This window comes from Oscillospiraceae bacterium, assembly GCA_015067255.1.
GTDB lineage: Bacteria > Bacillota > Clostridia > Oscillospirales > SIG519 > SIG519.
Map to the genome: position 1 here is coordinate 1 of SVMS01000037.1, position 16,837 is coordinate 16,837.

The 16,837-nt window shown below is 34.8% G+C and carries 16 protein-coding genes; all 16 read right to left on the reverse strand.

Annotated elements, in window-relative coordinates; all coding sequences use genetic code 11:
- Window positions 1-1,052, reverse strand: a 1,052-nt coding sequence (locus E7480_07770; protein MBE6904487.1) for a TGS domain-containing protein, incomplete at its 3' end; no start/stop codon positions are given.
- 139 nt (window positions 1,053-1,191) lie between these two features.
- Complete coding sequence (locus E7480_07775) at window positions 1,192-2,646, reverse strand: DUF4340 domain-containing protein (GenBank protein ID MBE6904488.1); 1,455 nt, start codon at window positions 2,644-2,646, stop codon at window positions 1,192-1,194.
- The gene (locus tag E7480_07780; protein MBE6904489.1) at window positions 2,643-4,094 is read right to left on the reverse strand and encodes a hypothetical protein; all 1,452 of its coding nucleotides are present in this window, start codon (window positions 4,092-4,094) and stop codon (window positions 2,643-2,645) included. Before E7480_07780 ends, E7480_07775 begins: the two co-directional genes overlap by 4 nt.
- Window positions 4,095-4,096: 2 nt before the next feature.
- Window positions 4,097-4,831 (reverse strand): ABC transporter, encoded by a 735-nt coding sequence (locus E7480_07785; protein ID MBE6904490.1) that lies wholly within the window; start codon window positions 4,829-4,831, stop codon window positions 4,097-4,099.
- Window positions 4,828-5,775 (reverse strand): ATP-binding cassette domain-containing protein, encoded by a 948-nt coding sequence (locus E7480_07790; GenBank protein ID MBE6904491.1) that lies wholly within the window; start codon window positions 5,773-5,775, stop codon window positions 4,828-4,830. The genes E7480_07785 and E7480_07790 overlap by 4 nt, the downstream gene beginning before the upstream one ends.
- Before the next feature lie 95 nt (window positions 5,776-5,870).
- Window positions 5,871-7,643: an aspartate--tRNA ligase gene (aspS, locus tag E7480_07795; GenBank protein MBE6904492.1), complete on the reverse strand. Its 1,773-nt coding sequence runs from the start codon at window positions 7,641-7,643 to the stop codon at window positions 5,871-5,873.
- Window positions 7,644-7,657: 14 nt separating this feature from the next.
- The gene (locus E7480_07800) at window positions 7,658-8,914 is read right to left on the reverse strand and encodes a histidine--tRNA ligase (GenBank protein ID MBE6904493.1); all 1,257 of its coding nucleotides are present in this window, start codon (window positions 8,912-8,914) and stop codon (window positions 7,658-7,660) included.
- A gap of 130 nt (window positions 8,915-9,044) precedes the next feature.
- Window positions 9,045-9,449, reverse strand: coding sequence for a methylglyoxal synthase (mgsA, locus tag E7480_07805; GenBank protein ID MBE6904494.1), 405 nt, complete (start codon window positions 9,447-9,449; stop codon window positions 9,045-9,047).
- A gap of 15 nt (window positions 9,450-9,464) precedes the next feature.
- Entirely contained in the window at window positions 9,465-10,241 is a 777-nt protein-coding gene (gene minD, locus E7480_07810) for a septum site-determining protein MinD (GenBank protein MBE6904495.1), read from the reverse strand.
- Between the two features lie 94 nt (window positions 10,242-10,335).
- Complete coding sequence (locus E7480_07815) at window positions 10,336-12,390, reverse strand: penicillin-binding protein 2 (GenBank protein ID MBE6904496.1); 2,055 nt, start codon at window positions 12,388-12,390, stop codon at window positions 10,336-10,338.
- A 25-nt stretch (window positions 12,391-12,415) separates the two neighbouring features.
- The gene (gene mreD, locus E7480_07820) at window positions 12,416-12,949 is read right to left on the reverse strand and encodes a rod shape-determining protein MreD (protein ID MBE6904497.1); all 534 of its coding nucleotides are present in this window, start codon (window positions 12,947-12,949) and stop codon (window positions 12,416-12,418) included.
- Window positions 12,912-13,787, reverse strand: a complete 876-nt coding sequence (gene mreC, locus E7480_07825) for a rod shape-determining protein MreC (GenBank protein ID MBE6904498.1) — start codon at window positions 13,785-13,787, stop codon at window positions 12,912-12,914. Before mreC ends, mreD begins: the two co-directional genes overlap by 38 nt.
- Window positions 13,788-13,819: 32 nt before the next feature.
- Window positions 13,820-14,257: a dUTP diphosphatase gene (locus E7480_07830; protein ID MBE6904499.1), complete on the reverse strand. Its 438-nt coding sequence runs from the start codon at window positions 14,255-14,257 to the stop codon at window positions 13,820-13,822.
- Window positions 14,258-16,024 (reverse strand): U32 family peptidase, encoded by a 1,767-nt coding sequence (locus E7480_07835; protein MBE6904500.1) that lies wholly within the window; start codon window positions 16,022-16,024, stop codon window positions 14,258-14,260.
- Window positions 16,021-16,371, reverse strand: a complete 351-nt coding sequence (locus tag E7480_07840; GenBank protein ID MBE6904501.1) for a cell division protein ZapA — start codon at window positions 16,369-16,371, stop codon at window positions 16,021-16,023. The genes E7480_07835 and E7480_07840 overlap by 4 nt, the downstream gene beginning before the upstream one ends.
- Before the next feature lie 79 nt (window positions 16,372-16,450).
- A partial coding sequence (gene ruvC, locus E7480_07845) for a crossover junction endodeoxyribonuclease RuvC (GenBank protein ID MBE6904502.1) occupies window positions 16,451-16,837 on the reverse strand: 387 nt, incomplete at its 5' end.

Sequence of the window (16,837 nt, forward strand, 5' to 3'; positions counted from 1 at the left end):
CTGTAAGAACGAGGTCTGTTCAGATATGCTTGATATTGGAAAGGACAGGTCATAGGACGCAAAGCAAAAACCTCATCATCCTTCTCCTCGTCACCCAATATAAACATACCGTCTTGATAGTGATCCCAGTGTCCTGAAATCTTATAAAGGTCACTTTTGGCCATAAAGGGTGTTTTTGTAAGGAGCCAGCCTCTCTTTTCCTCTTCATCCTCAACAAAGCGCTGAAGCTGCTGAATGATTTTAGCACCCTTAGGAAGCATAATAGGTAAGCCTTGTCCAATAACATCAGAGGTTGTAAAAAGCTCTAATTCTCTGCCAAGCTTATTGTGGTCACGCTTTTTAGCCTCTTCGATTCTTGCAAGATGCTCTTCAAGCATAGAAGCTTTAGGAAAAGCAGTGCCGTAAATTCTTTGAAGCATCTTATTGTTACTGTTTCCACGCCAATATGCGCCAGTACAAGATGTAAGGGCAATCGCCTTTACATCTGAAACATCCTTTAAATGAGGGCCTGCACAAAGGTCTGTAAACTCGCCCTGAGTGTATATTGTTATATTTTCGCTTTCTTCAAGGTCGTTTATAAGTTCAATTTTATAAGGCTCATTTTTTTCTTCAAAAAGCTTTAATGCTTCTTCTCTTGAAATTGTTTCTTTAGAAAGAGAATATCCTTCTTTAACAATATTCTTCATTTCTGCAAGTATTTTATCAAGGCAATCAGCAGTAAATGTAACATCGCTGTCGAAATCATAATAAAATCCGTTATCTATCGCAGGTCCGATAGTAAGCTTAGCATCAGGATAAAGGCGCTTTACAGCTTGAGCAAGAATATGAGATGCGGTATGCCAAAAAGCCTTCTTTCCCTGTTCATCATCAAAAGTAAACGCTTTTATATCACAATCATCAGTAATAACAGTATTAAGATCGCAAACTGTACCATTTACTTCAGCAACGAGAGTTTTTCTTAAAAGACCTTGAGAAATACTACCGATAATATCCCCTGCTGTTGCATTTTTTTCAAATTCAATAATTTTTCCGTCCGGAAGCTTAGCTTTCATTTTAAACGCCTTTGGCAAGCACAAAATCAATTGCGCAGCCATTTTCCTTTCCTTTTATATTATCAAAAAAGAGGGAAACGGTTTCCCGTTTCCCACGAAATCACCTTGTATTTTATTATACAACTTATGACAAAGTTTGTCAAACAGTAATTTTCTCGCCGTTTATATATTTTTCACAGCTTGAAAATATTTTTTCTACTGAGGTTTTATTAACGCTGTAAATACCCTCTCCGTTAATCTTAACAAACATATTTCTGTCATCAATTTTATAGAAGCTTATAACATCTTTCTTGCCGTCTGTTTTATTAAAGGTTATAGTAGCTTCTAAGGATCCTGTTCGATTATCCGACAACCCGTTTTGCGTAGTTCCGATAATTACTTGATAAAGCTTTCTAAAGGTATCCTGAGGATATTCTTTTCCGTTGTATTTAACAATCATATCTTCAGTATCTTCAGCATCGGAATTTAACAAATCAAAAGAATATGTCTTATTATATCCTTCAACAGTAATGTTTTTAACAGTATTTATATTAGTGATATAAACAAGAGAAGCGCACATTTGGTCTGTAGTAACATCGTTAAATGCACTGACATAAGAGGAAGAAACAGAATATATTAAATCTCTGCCTTCAAACATAGCATAATATTTTCCGTTTTCTTTTTCTTTACCTATCTTAATAGTTTCTTTAAAGCTTTCTGTAGAGATAACCTTGGTTTCTCCTGTTGTGCTGTCAGTTTCAGTTTCCTCAACAGTATATTTATAGGTAAACACTATATTGGGAGTTAAAAGGCCATACTCTTCAAGTAATTTATTATCAAATTCGTCAGCAACAACCTTTTCAAAGGTAAATCCGCTAATAGCATTTATTACCTTAGAAACAGTTTCAGTATCTGTAGCACACTTAACAGGGGCAACCATTTCATAAATAGACTGATATGTTCCCTCGTTTTTTTTGATTTCTTCGTCTGAAAGAACCTCTAATTCATATACAGTTTTATTTCCATTAATAAGCTTTACATATTTAACGTTTTCGTTTGTAGCCTTAGTATCAGTTGAAGTTGTATATAAATCCAAATTAGTATATTCATAACAGTAAAAATCATATGCATCTACAAGGAAAACCTCGTCACTATCGCCTTTTTTTAAATATATTCCCCCGTTTAACGCTTCATCTCCCAAAAGAATTGTATGAGAAGCTCCGTCGTTTTGAGAAACGGTGATAGTCGCTTTTGGCTCAGACAATCCGTAGATAGATAAATCCTCAGGAGCTTTATTTACAGATTGTGTAGCTTCAATTTTTACGACCTCAGAAACAACAGATGAAATTTTCGATATGTTTTGAGGCAGTGAATCTTTACCTTTAAGTTTAAAATCGTTTCCTTCTTTTACAAGAGAAATTTCTCCGTTTTGATTTTTTACATCAATAGCAGTAACTGTTGATTTATCAACTTCAAATACTTTTACAGGCTCTGAAGAAAGCTCAGAGCTTGAATCTGCATCCTTTGAAGGAAATAACAACAGTAGTAAAAGAGCAACAACCAAAACCACTGCTACAATTGCAATAGCAATAATACCTTTAATATTTTTTATCATAAGTGTTTTCTCCTCATGTATATTATAACACCGATTATTATAAGTACTATCGGAATCATAAATACAAAGAGCATTATAAATATTGAAACGATATTTCCTGAAGCATTAAGAGGTTCTGCCGCTATTGTTTTAGCAACTATAGCAAACCCTGTTTCATTAAGTCCGGAAACAGAATTTAAAACATTAACAATGAAACGGCTGTTTCCAAACATACTTGTAGAAAGAAAAGCTTCATCTGAAATAGCAGATGTTCCTGAAACTATAAGACTTCCGGAGAGCTCCTTATTGTCATTATCGTTATCATATCTGAGCTTTTTGGAACGAACCACTACATTGAAAGGACCGTCAATATCCCCTTCATCTTTTTCAAGGTCGTATACGTCTTTTATTTCAACGCTCGAAGGCTTAGCAATAGAATCCTCTGAGCTTGAAATTATACTTGAAACGCTTACAATAGAGTCCTTAGCATCAAAAAGAATTGATAAAGGTCTTGCTTCTCCTAAAAATGTATGGAAATTATAGTTTTTCGCTGTACCTATAATAGAAGTATCAGAATAAGTCAAGGACTGAGTATAGGTATAAATAGAAATATTGGAGGTTGATTCTACAACCTTTTCATTTCCTATACCTATTCCCCACTCTGCAATATAATTTTCCAATTTTTCAAGCTTGGGAGTTGATGCTGAAAAGAAAGCAAATGTATTTATTCCGTAATTTTCATCATTGGTCATTATTTTATCCAATAAATCAATCTCTTCGGAGGTGAAATCAGTTAAAGGATTGTTAATAAAAATAGCCTTTGTGTTTTCAGTAATTTCTGCCTTTTGCAATTCTGATGAGGTTACTTTATATCCATTATTGGAAAGTAAGCCTTTAAAACCGTTATCGTATTCTTCACCGTGTCCTGTTATAAAAATAACATCATAAACTACATCTTTGGTAGCATAAATAATACCCGAAGAAATAGCCTGTTCTCCCTTGAAATTGCTGTTTTCATCAAATAAATCCGCACTTGTGATTTCCTTATATCTTAAATCAGTGGAAACAACAATAGCTGCATCGGAAGACAAATCAGTCCATTCTCTGTTTTTGATATAATCAGGGTTTTTAATTGTATCAATATATTTAACAGAAATTGATGAGCTATAGCGCTTATAGTTATCGAGCATCTCTGTCAAATAAGCAGGCAAGCTTTCTTCTCCAAACAGAACAGTAATCTCTGTATTGGTTTTTACCGTTTTTAGAAGGTCTATTGTATCATCAGTAAGCTCATAAATGTTTTCACTGGTAACGTCAAGCTTCATAGGAAAACGCTCAACAAGCATATTTAAAACAACGTTAAAGATAACAACAATTGCTATAAAGCCTACAACGATTCCTGTTGACAAGGTAGCCATTTTTCTTTTTCTTGAGCTTTTAAATTGTTTTTTTACATTTTTATCTGCCATTGTTAACTCCACCTCCTCTTTTCAAATACTCTTACAGTTAAGAATAAAAATATCGCTGTTATGCTTAAATAATACACAATAGCAGTAAAATCAAGCATTCCTGATGCAAAAGTATTATATTTATCAAAAATTGCAAGTACACCGATAAAAGAGCTGATACCGCTTACAATTATCTCGGGAAGTCCTGTTGTAAATGAAACAATAACATAGGCAAAGGAGCTGGCAAGATAGGAAAGAAATAAAATGATAAGAGTTAAGAGTGCACTTACAAGAGCACTTTCTGTAAGAGAAGATACAAATACACCTATTGAAACAACAGCCGCTCCTAAAAGAAACAATCCCAAATAATTAGCAAAAACAATTCCCCATTCAAGCTGACCGAAAATAACAACAATCAGCATATAAATAAAGGTTATAGCCATTGAAATTAAATAAACAATATAGCTTGCTAAAAATTTACCTAATACAATTTGTGTTAAAGAAACAGGAGAGGTAAGCAACAATTGGTCTGTTTTTGATTTCTTTTCATCTGAAAATATCTTCATTGACAAAATCGCAACAATAATAATTATCCAAAGGACAAGACTTGAAAAAAATGATGTTACATCACTTGTCATAGATGCCAAAGTTGAAGATAAAAAAGAAAAAGCTGAAAGAAAAGTAAAGCCGCCTATAACTACATATGCAAGAGGAGATAAAAACATTGAGCGCAATTCTTTTTTCAAAATAGCAATCATTCTTTTATTCCTCCTTTATTTTCACCAACTATATTAAGGAATGCATCTTCAAGAGTCATATCTACAGGTTTGAGCTCTAAAATAGGCATATCCTTCTCTGCAAGAGCTTTAAACATAGGACGTCTGATATCAATTCCTGACTGAGCTTCTATAAGGAAATCACAGGTTCCCTTTTCAAAGCTTGTTGTAGGCTCACAGTATTTTACTCCGTCAATATTTTTTAACACCTTAAGAGCTTCATTTTGATTTGCTCCTATGCGTATTGACATTTTAAGATTTGTATTTTCTTTTGTAAGTAAATCCTGAGTACTGTCAGCAACAAGACGTCCGTTATTGATAACAAGAATTCTTTCGCATACCGCTTGAATTTCTGAAAGAATATGTGAGCTTAAAATAACTGTTCTGCTTTTTCCGAGTCTTTTAATAAGATTTCTTATTTCAATTATTTCTTTAGGGTCAAGACCTACAGTAGGCTCGTCAAGAATAAGCACTTCGGGCGCATTTATTAAAGCCTGAGCAAGTCCCACTCTTTGTTTATAGCCTTTTGAAAGATTTCCTATAAGACGATTATAAACATCTTTTATTTTAACAACCTCACACACTTCTTTTATATGGGGCTTTCTTTCAAGAGTACATCCTTTAAGGTCATAAACAAAATTAAGATACTCTTTAACAGTCATATCAAAATATAAAGGTGGCTGTTCAGGCAAATATCCTATTTTCTTTTTCGCCGCTGCAGGATTTTCAAAAATATCAAATCCGCCGATTTTAACAGTTCCCGTATTAGCAGACAAATAACCGGTCATTATGTTCATAGTTGTCGACTTTCCCGCACCGTTAGGACCTAACAGTCCGACAATTTCGCCGGCTTCTATGCTGAAGTTAACATTATTTACTGCAACCTTAGAACCGTAAAGCTTAGATAAATTACTAACTTCTATCATTTGCTTTTTCCTTTCACACAAATTATATAGTTTTAATTTACAATATTTAAAACTATAAAAAATGTAATTTAATATAAAAAATTGTAAATAAATTTTTAATTTTGTTTAATATCTATTTTAATGCTTAGTTCTTCAAGTTGCTTAGCTTCAACCTCAGAAGGACAAGAGTTCATAAGCTCTGATGCATTTTGTACTTTCGGGAAAGCAATAACGTCACGTATAGAATCTCTCTTAGCCATAAGCATAATAAGTCTGTCAAGACCAAATGCCAAGCCACCGTGAGGAGGTACTCCGTATTTGAATGCGTTTAATAAAAATCCAAATTTATCCTGAGCCTCTTCATTGGTAAATCCAAGAGTACGGAACATCTTTTGCTGAAGCTCCTGAGAGTGAATTCTTATAGAACCGCCACCCAATTCAACGCCGTTTAAAACCATATCATACGCTCTTGCACGTACTTTCAACGGCTCTGTTTCCATATACTCAATATCTTCTTCCATAGGTGCAGTAAAAGGATGATGCATAGCTACGCAACGGTTTTCCTCTTCATCAAATTCAACAAGAGGAAATTCGGTAACCCAAAGGAATTTATATTCATCCTCGTTAATAAGCTGTAATCTCTTAGCAATTTCGCAACGTAATGCACCCAAAGAAGCATATACTACAGAATTCTTATCAGCCACTACAAAGATAACATCATTGTCTTCAAAATCAGCTTTTTTCTTAATATTCTCAAGCACTTGCTCATCGGTAATAAATTTAGCAAAGGATGATGTTACTTCTCCGTTTAGAGATTTCATCCAAGCAAGTCCCTTTGCACCGTAAGTCTTAACAAATTCTGCAAGTCCGTCTATTTCACGGCGTGACATATTCTGTGCAAAGCCTTTAATATTAATACAACGAACACTGCCGCCGTTTTCTAAAGTACTGTCAAATACCTTAAAGCCGCAGTTTTCCACTTCTTTTGAAATATCACAAAGTTCAAAACCGAAGCGGATATCAGGCTTATCAGAGCCAAATCTGTCCATAGCCTCTTTATAGGGCATTCTTAAAAATGGAGTTTGTATTTCAATACCCAAAGCTTCTTCAAAAGCTTTTTTGATAAAGCCTTCATTTATGCTCATAATATCATTTTCATCAATAAATGACATTTCCAAGTCTATCTGAGTAAATTCAGGCTGTCTGTCAGCACGCAAATCTTCGTCACGGAAGCAACGGGCAATTTGCATATATCTATCATATCCTGATAACATAAGAAGCTGTTTATACAACTGAGGTGACTGAGGAAGCGCATAGAATGAGCCGGGATGCACTCTGCTGGGCACCAAATAGTCTCTTGCACCTTCAGGGGTACTTTTAGTCATTATAGGAGTTTCTATCTCTAAAAATCCATTTTTATCGTAGTAATCTCTTGCGATTTTTACTACTCTATGACGTAGCATAAGACATCTTTGAACATCTGGGCGTCTTAAATCCAAATAACGATATTTTAAACGTAGCTCTTCGTTTGTCTGACAGTTTTCAACAATTTCAAAGGGTGGGGTCTGAGCAACTGACAATACAGTCAAACCATCAACAAGAATTTCTACTTCACCTGTAGCAATAGTTTTATTTATTGCTCCTTCTCCTCTTCCTCTTACCTTTCCTGTTGCTTGCAAAACAAACTCAGAACGTATGGAATAAGCTTTATCAAAAAGCTCCTTGCTGTAAGCTTCATCAAAGGTAAGCTGAACAATACCTGTTCTATCTCTCAAATCAATAAATAAAAGACCGCCGAGATTTCTTGTTCTTTGTACCCATCCCGTAACAGTATGTACCTGACCTATATCAGATGAGTTAAAATTTCCGCAATATTTTGTTCTTTTCATATAGCTCAATTCCTTTATTTCAAAAATTCAATTATTTTTTCTATTTCAATTTCTGTTTTTTCGCCGGATTGCATATCTTTAATTACAGCTTTCTGAGCTTCAACCTCATTATCACCCAAAACAACTGTATAACGCGCATTTATTTTATCGGCATATTTCATTTGCGCCTTTAATCCTCTGCCAACAATATCTGTTTCTGCAGAAAATCCCAATCGACGTAAAACAAGTGTTTGTTTTATTGCTTCATTTTTTCCTTTTTCACCAATATAAGCAAAATAAATATCGGATTTAGGCTGAGTGTCAAACTCTATGCCTTGTGCTTCCATAAGAAGCAAAATTCGTTCTAATCCCATAGCAAAGCCTATACCCGCTAAAGCCTGGTCTCCGATTATTTGTGAAAGGCCGTCATAACGTCCGCCTCCGCAAACAGTTCCCTGTGCGCCTATTTCATTGGAAACAAATTCGAAAACAGTACCGCTGTAATAATCAAGACCTCTTACTATATGAGGATTAACAGTATATTTTATATTCATTATATCGAGTAATTCTTTAACACCCTCAAAATGATTTTTACAATCATCGCAGATATAATCAAGAATTTTAGGGGCGTTATCAGCAATTTTTGAACATATCTGACTCTTACAGTCAAGAATACGCATAGGATTTTTCTGCAAACGGCTGTTACAGGTTTCGCACAAATCATCTGAATAGGAAGAAAAATATTCTCTTAATGCATTATAATATTTTTCACGACATTCTTTACAGCCTATGGAGTTAATCTCAAGTGATAAATTTTTTATTTTTAAATTATCAAAAATAGTTTTTGCACAAGAAATTATTTCAGCATCTGCAGAAGGGTCAGAAGCTCCGAAAAACTCTATTCCAAACTGATGGAATTCTCTGAGTCTTCCCGCCTGCGGCTTCTCATATCTAAAGCACGAAATAAGATAATAAAGCTTTTGCGGAAGGCTTTGAGCAAAAAGACCGTTTTCCAAAACAAGCCTTACAACTCCTGATGTACCTTCGGGACGAAGAGTAATCTCTCTTCCGCCTTTATCGAAAAAGGTATACATTTCTTTTTGAACAACATCAGTATTATCTCCTACTCCGTGTTCAAAAAGAGCTCTGTGTTCAAATGTGGGAAATCTTACCTCATTCAAATTAAAGCTTTGAGCTGTTTTTCTGATAACATCCTCAATATACTGCCATTTTTTACATTCTTCCGGAAGAATATCTCTTGTTCCTCTCGGTAAGCTTGTTATAAGCTTCATATTTTTCATTCCTTTTTATATTCAATATCGTGTATATACATAACAAAGAGGCTGTCCTTTCGGTCAGCCTCATAAATAAAATGCTATTGGGCTTTGGCAATAGAAAAAATATTGTAATATGTTTTTAAATTTATTTTTTTGGATTTACAATATCACGCCAATTCAAGTCCCCTCTGTCAAGCGCCATTATAAGCACCTCAGCAGTTGCTGCATTTGTAGCAACCGGAATATTGTGCATATCACAAAGACGCAAAAGAGACATTTCATCAGGCTCAGTTGATTTTGCTGTAATGGGGTCACGGAAAAACAGCAAAATATCAATTTCGTTATATGCAATTCTTCCTGCAATCTGCTGGTCTCCACCTTGAGCACCGCTTAAAAATGAATTGATTTTTAAACCTGTAGCTTCAGATACAAGCTTTCCTGTTGTTCCGGTAGCGCAAAGAGAATGTCTACTTAAAATACCGCAATAAGCGATACAGAACTGTACCATAAGTTCCTTCTTTTTATCATGTGCAATAAGCGCAATATTCATATATTTAAACCTCCACTAATATTTCCAAAATTTAAACAAATCTATTTTTTCTCCGCATATTCTACGGGCTATATTATCAATAGCTTTAGTTGATATGCTTTTACAAAGAGCAGCAGGAATTCCCGCATTTGAAAAAACTATTATCCCTTCATCTTCGGGAACGACACCTATAAGGCGTACACAAACCGCATCAATCATATCATCTATATTCGCAGCAAGCTTCTTTTTCAAAAGATTTGAACGAACTCTATTAATAATAAGACGGCACTCGTAAATTCCCGCCTGTTTTGCAAGATTAGCAGCTCTTTCAGCATCTCTCATTGAAGTTGTATCATGGGTTGCAATAATGTATACTCTGTCAGCAGGATATATAGCACTGTAAAATCCGTCCCCTATTCCTGCAGGAGCATCAATAAAAATAAAATCAAACTTATCGGAAGCAAGGGAACAAATATGTTTTAAAGCATTTTTATTTTCCAAAGCTTCAATACAGTTGACCGGTGCTGCAACAATAAAAAGATTTTCTAAGGAAGGGTGCGATATAGCGCACTCTTCAAAATCACATCTTTCCATGTACAAATCCAAGTAATCATAAATACATAAGTCCTGCATTCCGAATACAAGGTCAAGATTTCTTAATCCTGCATCCGCATCAATTACTAAGACTTTTTTTCCTTTTTTAGCAAGAGCAGCTGAAAGTGCCGCACAAATCGAAGTTTTACCGACTCCGCCTTTTCCAGATGCCACGGTAATTACTTCAGCCAACCCTCTCACCTCTTCATTTTTAATCAACCATTATAATAGCATAAAAAGAGTTTTTCGTAAAGAGTTTTTTTAAAATTTTTACATTTTTAACTAATTAAATTTAATTTTACATACAATTTTACTAACTTATTAAAACGCTTTCCCTATCAATTGTGTCTCCTGTTTCTTTAACGGAAAAATATGATGCTAAAATATCCTTTGCAATAGGTGAAATTAGTCCGCCCTCTCCCGCATGCTCTACTACAACCGCAATAGCAATTTGAGGGTCATCTGCCGGAGCATAACACACAAAGGTACCGTTAGCTGAACCTTTTGGCACTTGAGCAGTTCCTGTTTTACCCGCTACTTTTATTCCTAAATCGGCAAAACGCCACGCTATAGATGTTTCAAGCATAACACGTTCCATACCCTTTTTAACACTTGAAACAGTATCCTTGGATAGTTCAATATTTTCAACTAACTCCGGAGTATTCTCCAAAATAATTTTATCGTAATGATAGCTTTTAACAGATTTAACTATATGAAGCTTATATCTTTTACCCTCCGAAGCGATAGTTTGAACATAACCTGCAAGCTGAATCGGAGTAAACATATTATCCGATTGACCGATTGCCGCCTGTATTGTGTTTCCTGCAGTCCATATTCTATCTAATACTTCTTCCGAATACTGTCTGCTTGCTATTATTCCTTCAGCTTCTCCGGGAAGTTCTATTCCTGTTTTAGCGCCAAAGCCAAATAATTTAGTCCATTGATTGAGCTTATCAATACCAATCAAACGACCTATATCAAAGAAATATCCGTTACAGGAATGTCTTATAGCGCCGTCAATTGCATTTGTTCCGTGTGCCATTCCTGCATAACATCTCGGAGAATATCCTGCATCTGCGTAATAAGTGTAGCTGCCGTAACAACTGTAAGTAGTATTTATATTAACTACCTTTTCTTCTAATCCCGCTATACCCGTAAGCATTTTAAAGGTTGAGCCGGGCGGATAAGTTCCCGAAATTCCCCTGTTCAAAAGCGGTTTCAAAGGGTTATTTATATTTTCCGAAAAATCCTTGTTGTAGGTTTCAAGCTTATATGTGGGATAATTTGCAAGTGCTAAAATTTCCCCTGTGTTAACCTCAACAACTACCACAGCACCGCCTTGGACGTCTGCACCCATACCATCTCGTCCGTAAACGGTATAAGCCTCTTCTTTTATTTCATTAATTCTTTTTTCAAGAGCTTTTTCCGCAACTCTTTGTAAATCGCTGTCTATTGTCAAAATAACATTATTTCCGGGAATAGCCTGTTTACTTTCTATTATAGAGGTTATCTGTCCCGATGTGTTTTTTTCTACTTGCTTTAAACCGTTTATTCCTTTCAGATATTTTTCGCAAGTATTTTCGATTCCGTCTTTACCAACTTGGTCGTTAAGACTGTACCCCTGTGCTTTTAAAGCAGGATATTCTTCGGCATATATCATTCCGACCCTACCTAAAATATGTGCTGCAATATCCGCTTGATCATACTCTCGAATCGGTGTAGTATCGACGCTTATACCTTTAAAATTTTCATAATCCTCTTTAATTTTAGTAACCGAGTTAATCGAAATATCATTTGCCAATATATATCCAGTAGCAGCATAACCGCCTAAATCAAGCTCACAGCGGATACCTATAATTTTTCTTGCCATAAGCTCATCATAGTCATTTAATTCATAATAAGACTTAAGCTGTGTAACAATTTCCTGAGGAGTTGATTCTATGTTTATTTTACGTTTTTTAAGATAAGCTTTAAAAGATGAAGATAACACACCTTTGTTTTCAGTGTTATATTCCAAAAAATCATAAGGTTCATTTAATGTAATAGGAAAATTATCTTCAAAAACATCTCCGTTTTCATCTAAAACTTCAACAAGACGTTTCAACGTAGCATTTATATCTTCCATCATATCTTTTTCCAGTGTAACTGTATATCCTATACGGTTAGAAACAAGAGGTCTGCCTAATCTATCTACAATCTCGCCCCTGGGTGCAATAACGGTTGCGCTTCTCAAGACACTTTTTTGAGATTTTTCAAGATAGCTTTCACCGCAAATAAGCTGTAAATAAACAAGTCTTGCTCCATATAGCACAAAAATCAATGCTACAAAAATAACAAACGAAACAGCTCTTTTTATACTTTTGTTCAACGAAGCAAACCCCCTTTTATTTTAATTATGAAATATCAGTTTCCTCAGCAAACAAATACATTTTTATAAAATAGAATACAAAATACAATGCCGCAGAAACAAAAAAAGTATATATGGTTTTAGGTAAAATAATTGATTTAAGAACATAAAGCAAGTGCCATTCCCCTCTTAAACCGATAAAAGCAATATAGGTTATAAGGTTGAGGAAAAACACACAAATACTGCATATTATTATTGCACTTATTACATTTCTTTTTATTTGAGTAGAAATTAAAATACCCGTCAAATATGCAGCTATTATAAAAAAGACAGTATTAAAGCCAACAATAGCACTGTTTGCATCATAAATTAAGCCTGCAAAAATTGCGCATATTGCTCCTACTCTCTCTCCATCGTACATAGCAACAAGTAAAACAGCCGGAAGAATAAGCTCAGGAGTTACATTTAAAAGCCTTATAGAACGAAACGGAGAGGTTTGAAAGAGAAAAAGCACTGTCAGCAACAGTATATAGGCAGCATATTTAATTACTATCCTTTGACGATACGTCTTCAGCTTCATCAGTACTCTCCTCTATTTCAAAGGATTTTATAATAAAAACATTCCTTATTTTTTCAAAATTAACCGCCGGTCTGACTATTGCGTAATTGGAAATCCCGTTTTCCTCAGGCAAAATATCTTCAACTCTGCCTATTCTTATTCCTGACGGAAAAACTCCGCCCAAACCCGACGTATCAATAATATCTCCTCTATTGAGATTTACCATATTGTCAAAAAAAGAAAGCTTGCATAAACCACTTTGTGAAAGCAAGAAATCGCCTTCAACAACTGCTGCATCACCTGTTCTCACAACCATAGCACCGGTTACACATTCTGTATCAATAATAGAAACTACTTTAGAATATGTTAAGGAAACCGTTTTTATTTTTCCTACAAGTCCGTCAGAAGTAATAACAGGCTGTCCTGCCTTAACACCGTGCATACTTCCTTTATCAATAGTAAAGGTGAAAAACCAATCTCCCGGGTCTTTTGCAATTACTTTTGCCTCTTCAAAAACAAAATTAGGATTTTTTTCTTTTATTTCAAGCAAGCTTTTAAGCTCTTCGTTTTCTTCCGAATGCCTTTTAGCATCGGCAATATTATCTTCATATTCCTTAATCTGTTTTTTGAGTTCCTCATTCTCTTGTTTTATGTTTTCATAATTTGTAAATCTTTCTACAAATTTGTTAATAAATCCACCTATCCCTACTGAGCCTTTTTGAGGTACAGTAACAACAGTTCCGCCTGTTCCTTCAATAACAGTAGAATTATCGGTTGTCAAGGAATACAAAAGACAACCAAGTAAAAACAAAATAACTATGCAAAGGAATAATGTAAATTTATTTTTGAAAAATTGCAAAAAATCACCTCCACCCGTTTAAAAGGACAAACCTATTTTCCTGTTGAACCAAAGCCAGATTTGTTTCGCTTTGTTTCAGACAGCTCATAAGCTTCCTCAAATTCAACATTGATAAAATTCATAAAAACAAGCTGCGCAATTCTGTCCATAGGATTGATTGTATAAGGCTTTTCAGAATTATTTATAAGACCTACACAAATTTCTCCTCTGTAATCGCTGTCAATGACGCCCACAGAATTTGAAAGAGTTATACCGTGGTTTATACCCATTCCACTTCTTCCAAAAACTAAGCCAACGCAACTGCTATCAGGGATTTCTATTGATATTCCTGTTTTAATTTTAACAGGAGTATGTGGCAAAATTGTTAAGCTTTCCTCAATATTTGCACATAAATCCATACCCGCCGCTCCGCTTGTCGCTTTCAAAGGCATAGGTATAGTATCATTTTCTCTTTTAATCTTTACAATCATTTACAAAACCTTTCTTTTGTATAAACCTCTTGTATATTCAAAATCTGCTTTTTTATGTGTTTTAAAGGCATCAATAATTTTTTTAACCTGTTTTTTATTTTCATCAATAAAATCAAGCCTTATAAAATTAACTCCCATTGCCTTTATTTCCGATAAATCGCCTACATAAAGCGGTTTTGAATTATAAATTCGGTTTATACAGCCAAAGTCAGAATAAACAGGGAATTTTTCGTTTTTCCTGTCTTTAAGAATAATAGGTGTTTTACATTTTCCGCAAACAGTATGAGCCTTAAATAAGCAAGCACGGGATGTTATAAGCGGCAATCTTCCATAACCTATAATTCCCATTCTTGTACATTTTCTTATATCTCTTATTTGAGCTGTCAAGAGTTCAGGCGAAAGCGTAATGCTTTTTAAATATTTACTGTAAAACAAAGCACTGGTTGAATTAAAAACATTAAGCTCAAAGTCACCGTGTATCTCAAAGCCCATAGCTTTTCCAAGCTCAATAAGTCCTATATTGCCTACTAAAAGCTTTTTAACTCCCTTTTTATAAGCTTTTATCAAAGTTTCCTTAAGCTTATCAATATTACTGTCTGCAATAAATGGTGGTAAATACAGTCCGAAATTTTCATATTTGATATTATCATCAAATTGAGAAATATCAAGCCAGAAAAAGCTCGAAAAGCCATCGGGTATTTGATTTAATTTTTTAAATTTACATATTATTTTCGGCTTTTTTTCAAAATATGCGTTAGATATTTCAATAGGATTATATTCAAAAATAGGCGAATATCTATTTTCAATAGGGTTTTCAATCTCTTTTTTTTGCACAAATTTATATGCTGCTTGAGCTTTAGTAATGTCTTTATCGCTTTCTTCTCTTATTCCAAACATATCTTTTGAAATATTGTTTTCAAGATAAGCGGTAGTAAATCCGCTTCTTGAAAAAGTATCTGCAAGCTCTTTACGTTGTTTATGTGTAAAAGTATATGACTTTACAGTATCTGAATATGCTTTTGTTGCAGAATAGACATAGTTAACTGACTTCATTCTGCCTTCGATTTTTATACTGTCTACCCCTGCCTCAAAAAGCTGTTTAAGCTTATCTCCTGCGCACAAATCCTTTAAGCTTAAAGGGAAGCCTGATTTACCACTGATTGTATATGGCAGTCTGCAGGGCTGAGCACATAGTCCTCTGTTTCCGCTTCTTTGTCCTATTACACTGCTGAAATAACACTGCCCAGATACACAATAGCAAAGTGCTCCGTGGACAAAAACTTCGGTTTCAACATTTGAATTTTTACAAATATACTCTATTTCTTTTATAGACAGCTCTCTTGCTAAAACAACTCTTTTAAAGCCCATTTTTTCTAAGAATAAAACACCTTCTAAATTATGAGCCGCCAACTGAGTACTTGCATGAAGAGGCATCTGAGGCATAATTTCAGATAAAACAGAAGCAAGTCCTATATCTTGTACTATTAAAGCATCAGCACCCGCCTCATAAAAAAGCTTAGCTGTTTTTATCGCATCTTCAAGCTCTCTGTCGTTTATAAGAATGTTTAAAGTGCCGTGAACGCAAACGCCTCTTTTATGGCAATAGTCCACGGCTTTTTTAATTTCGCTATCGTCTATATTCTTAGCAAGTCGCCTTGCATTAAATGCAGAAGCTCCAAAATAAATAGCATCTGCGCCTGCAGCTACTGCTGCTTTTATATGCTCCATACTTCCGGCAGGAGCAAGCACCTCTAAACGCTTTTTCACCTGTTTTGTGCTAATCTGTTTCTGAGAGAGTCAATTTCTCTGCGAAGTCTGTCAATCTCTGTAAAGGCATCTTCCTTGTCAGCCAAAGCCTTAGATGCATCATCAGAATAGCTCTTGATTTGTGCTCTGAGATTATCGGATACTTTGCGTTCCTCATACAAATCCTCATATATTCCCATAGCTGCAATAACAGCTGCAAGAGCAACTGATACTCTTTCATTTTGGCTTGTGATTTCTTCTATTCTTGCCTCAATATCATTAGCTATTTCTCTTATTTTTTCCTCTGGTTCAGCACTTAAAACTCTGCATTCCAATCCGCTGATTTTTAATCTGTATTCTCTTTCCATAATGTATACCCCTTTACTCAATATTTTATATTTTTAATATTAACAAGTATAATATCAATATAAATACTTTGTCAATAAATTAAAGCTTAACTGCTCTGTTTGCACTATGCGCATGACATATTGCGATTGCAAGAGCATCTGCCGTATCGTCAGGCTTTGGAATTTCTTTTAGATTTAAAAGAATTCTTGTCATTTCCATAACCTGTTTTTTTTCTGCTCTTCCGTAACCTACTACAGCTTGTTTAACCTGTAGGGGTGTGTACTCATATTGAGAAACACCGCTTTTTTGTGCAGCTAACAGAATAACTCCTCTTGCGTGTCCCACCGCTATACCTGTTTTTACATTGGTATTGAAAAACAACTCTTCAACAGCCATAGCATCAGGTCTGTATTTATTTATAATAGTAACGAGACTATCGTAAATTTGCTCCAATCTTTTAGGAAAGCTATCCCTGCCTGCGTTATT

What these genes read in the sequence shown, in the direction of transcription:
- E7480_07775 (MBE6904488.1), bottom strand. Translation starts at nt 2,646, where the DNA reads ATGATAAAAAATATTAAAGGTATTATTGCTATTGCAATTGTAGCAGTG.
- E7480_07780 (MBE6904489.1), bottom strand. Translation starts at nt 4,094, where the DNA reads ATGGCAGATAAAAATGTAAAAAAACAATTTAAAAGCTCAAGAAAAAGA.
- mgsA (MBE6904494.1), bottom strand. Translation starts at nt 9,449, where the DNA reads ATGAATATTGCGCTTATTGCACATGATAAAAAGAAGGAACTTATGGTA.
- aspS (MBE6904492.1), bottom strand. Translation starts at nt 7,643, where the DNA reads ATGAAAAGAACAAAATATTGCGGAAATTTTAACTCATCTGATATAGGT.
- E7480_07800 (MBE6904493.1), bottom strand. Translation starts at nt 8,914, where the DNA reads ATGAAGCTTATAACAAGCTTACCGAGAGGAACAAGAGATATTCTTCCG.
- mreD (MBE6904497.1), bottom strand. Translation starts at nt 12,949, where the DNA reads ATGAAGCTGAAGACGTATCGTCAAAGGATAGTAATTAAATATGCTGCC.
- E7480_07790 (MBE6904491.1), bottom strand. Translation starts at nt 5,775, where the DNA reads ATGATAGAAGTTAGTAATTTATCTAAGCTTTACGGTTCTAAGGTTGCA.
- E7480_07830 (MBE6904499.1), bottom strand. Translation starts at nt 14,257, where the DNA reads ATGATTGTAAAGATTAAAAGAGAAAATGATACTATACCTATGCCTTTG.
- E7480_07785 (MBE6904490.1), bottom strand. Translation starts at nt 4,831, where the DNA reads ATGATTGCTATTTTGAAAAAAGAATTGCGCTCAATGTTTTTATCTCCT.
- E7480_07840 (MBE6904501.1), bottom strand. Translation starts at nt 16,371, where the DNA reads ATGGAAAGAGAATACAGATTAAAAATCAGCGGATTGGAATGCAGAGTT.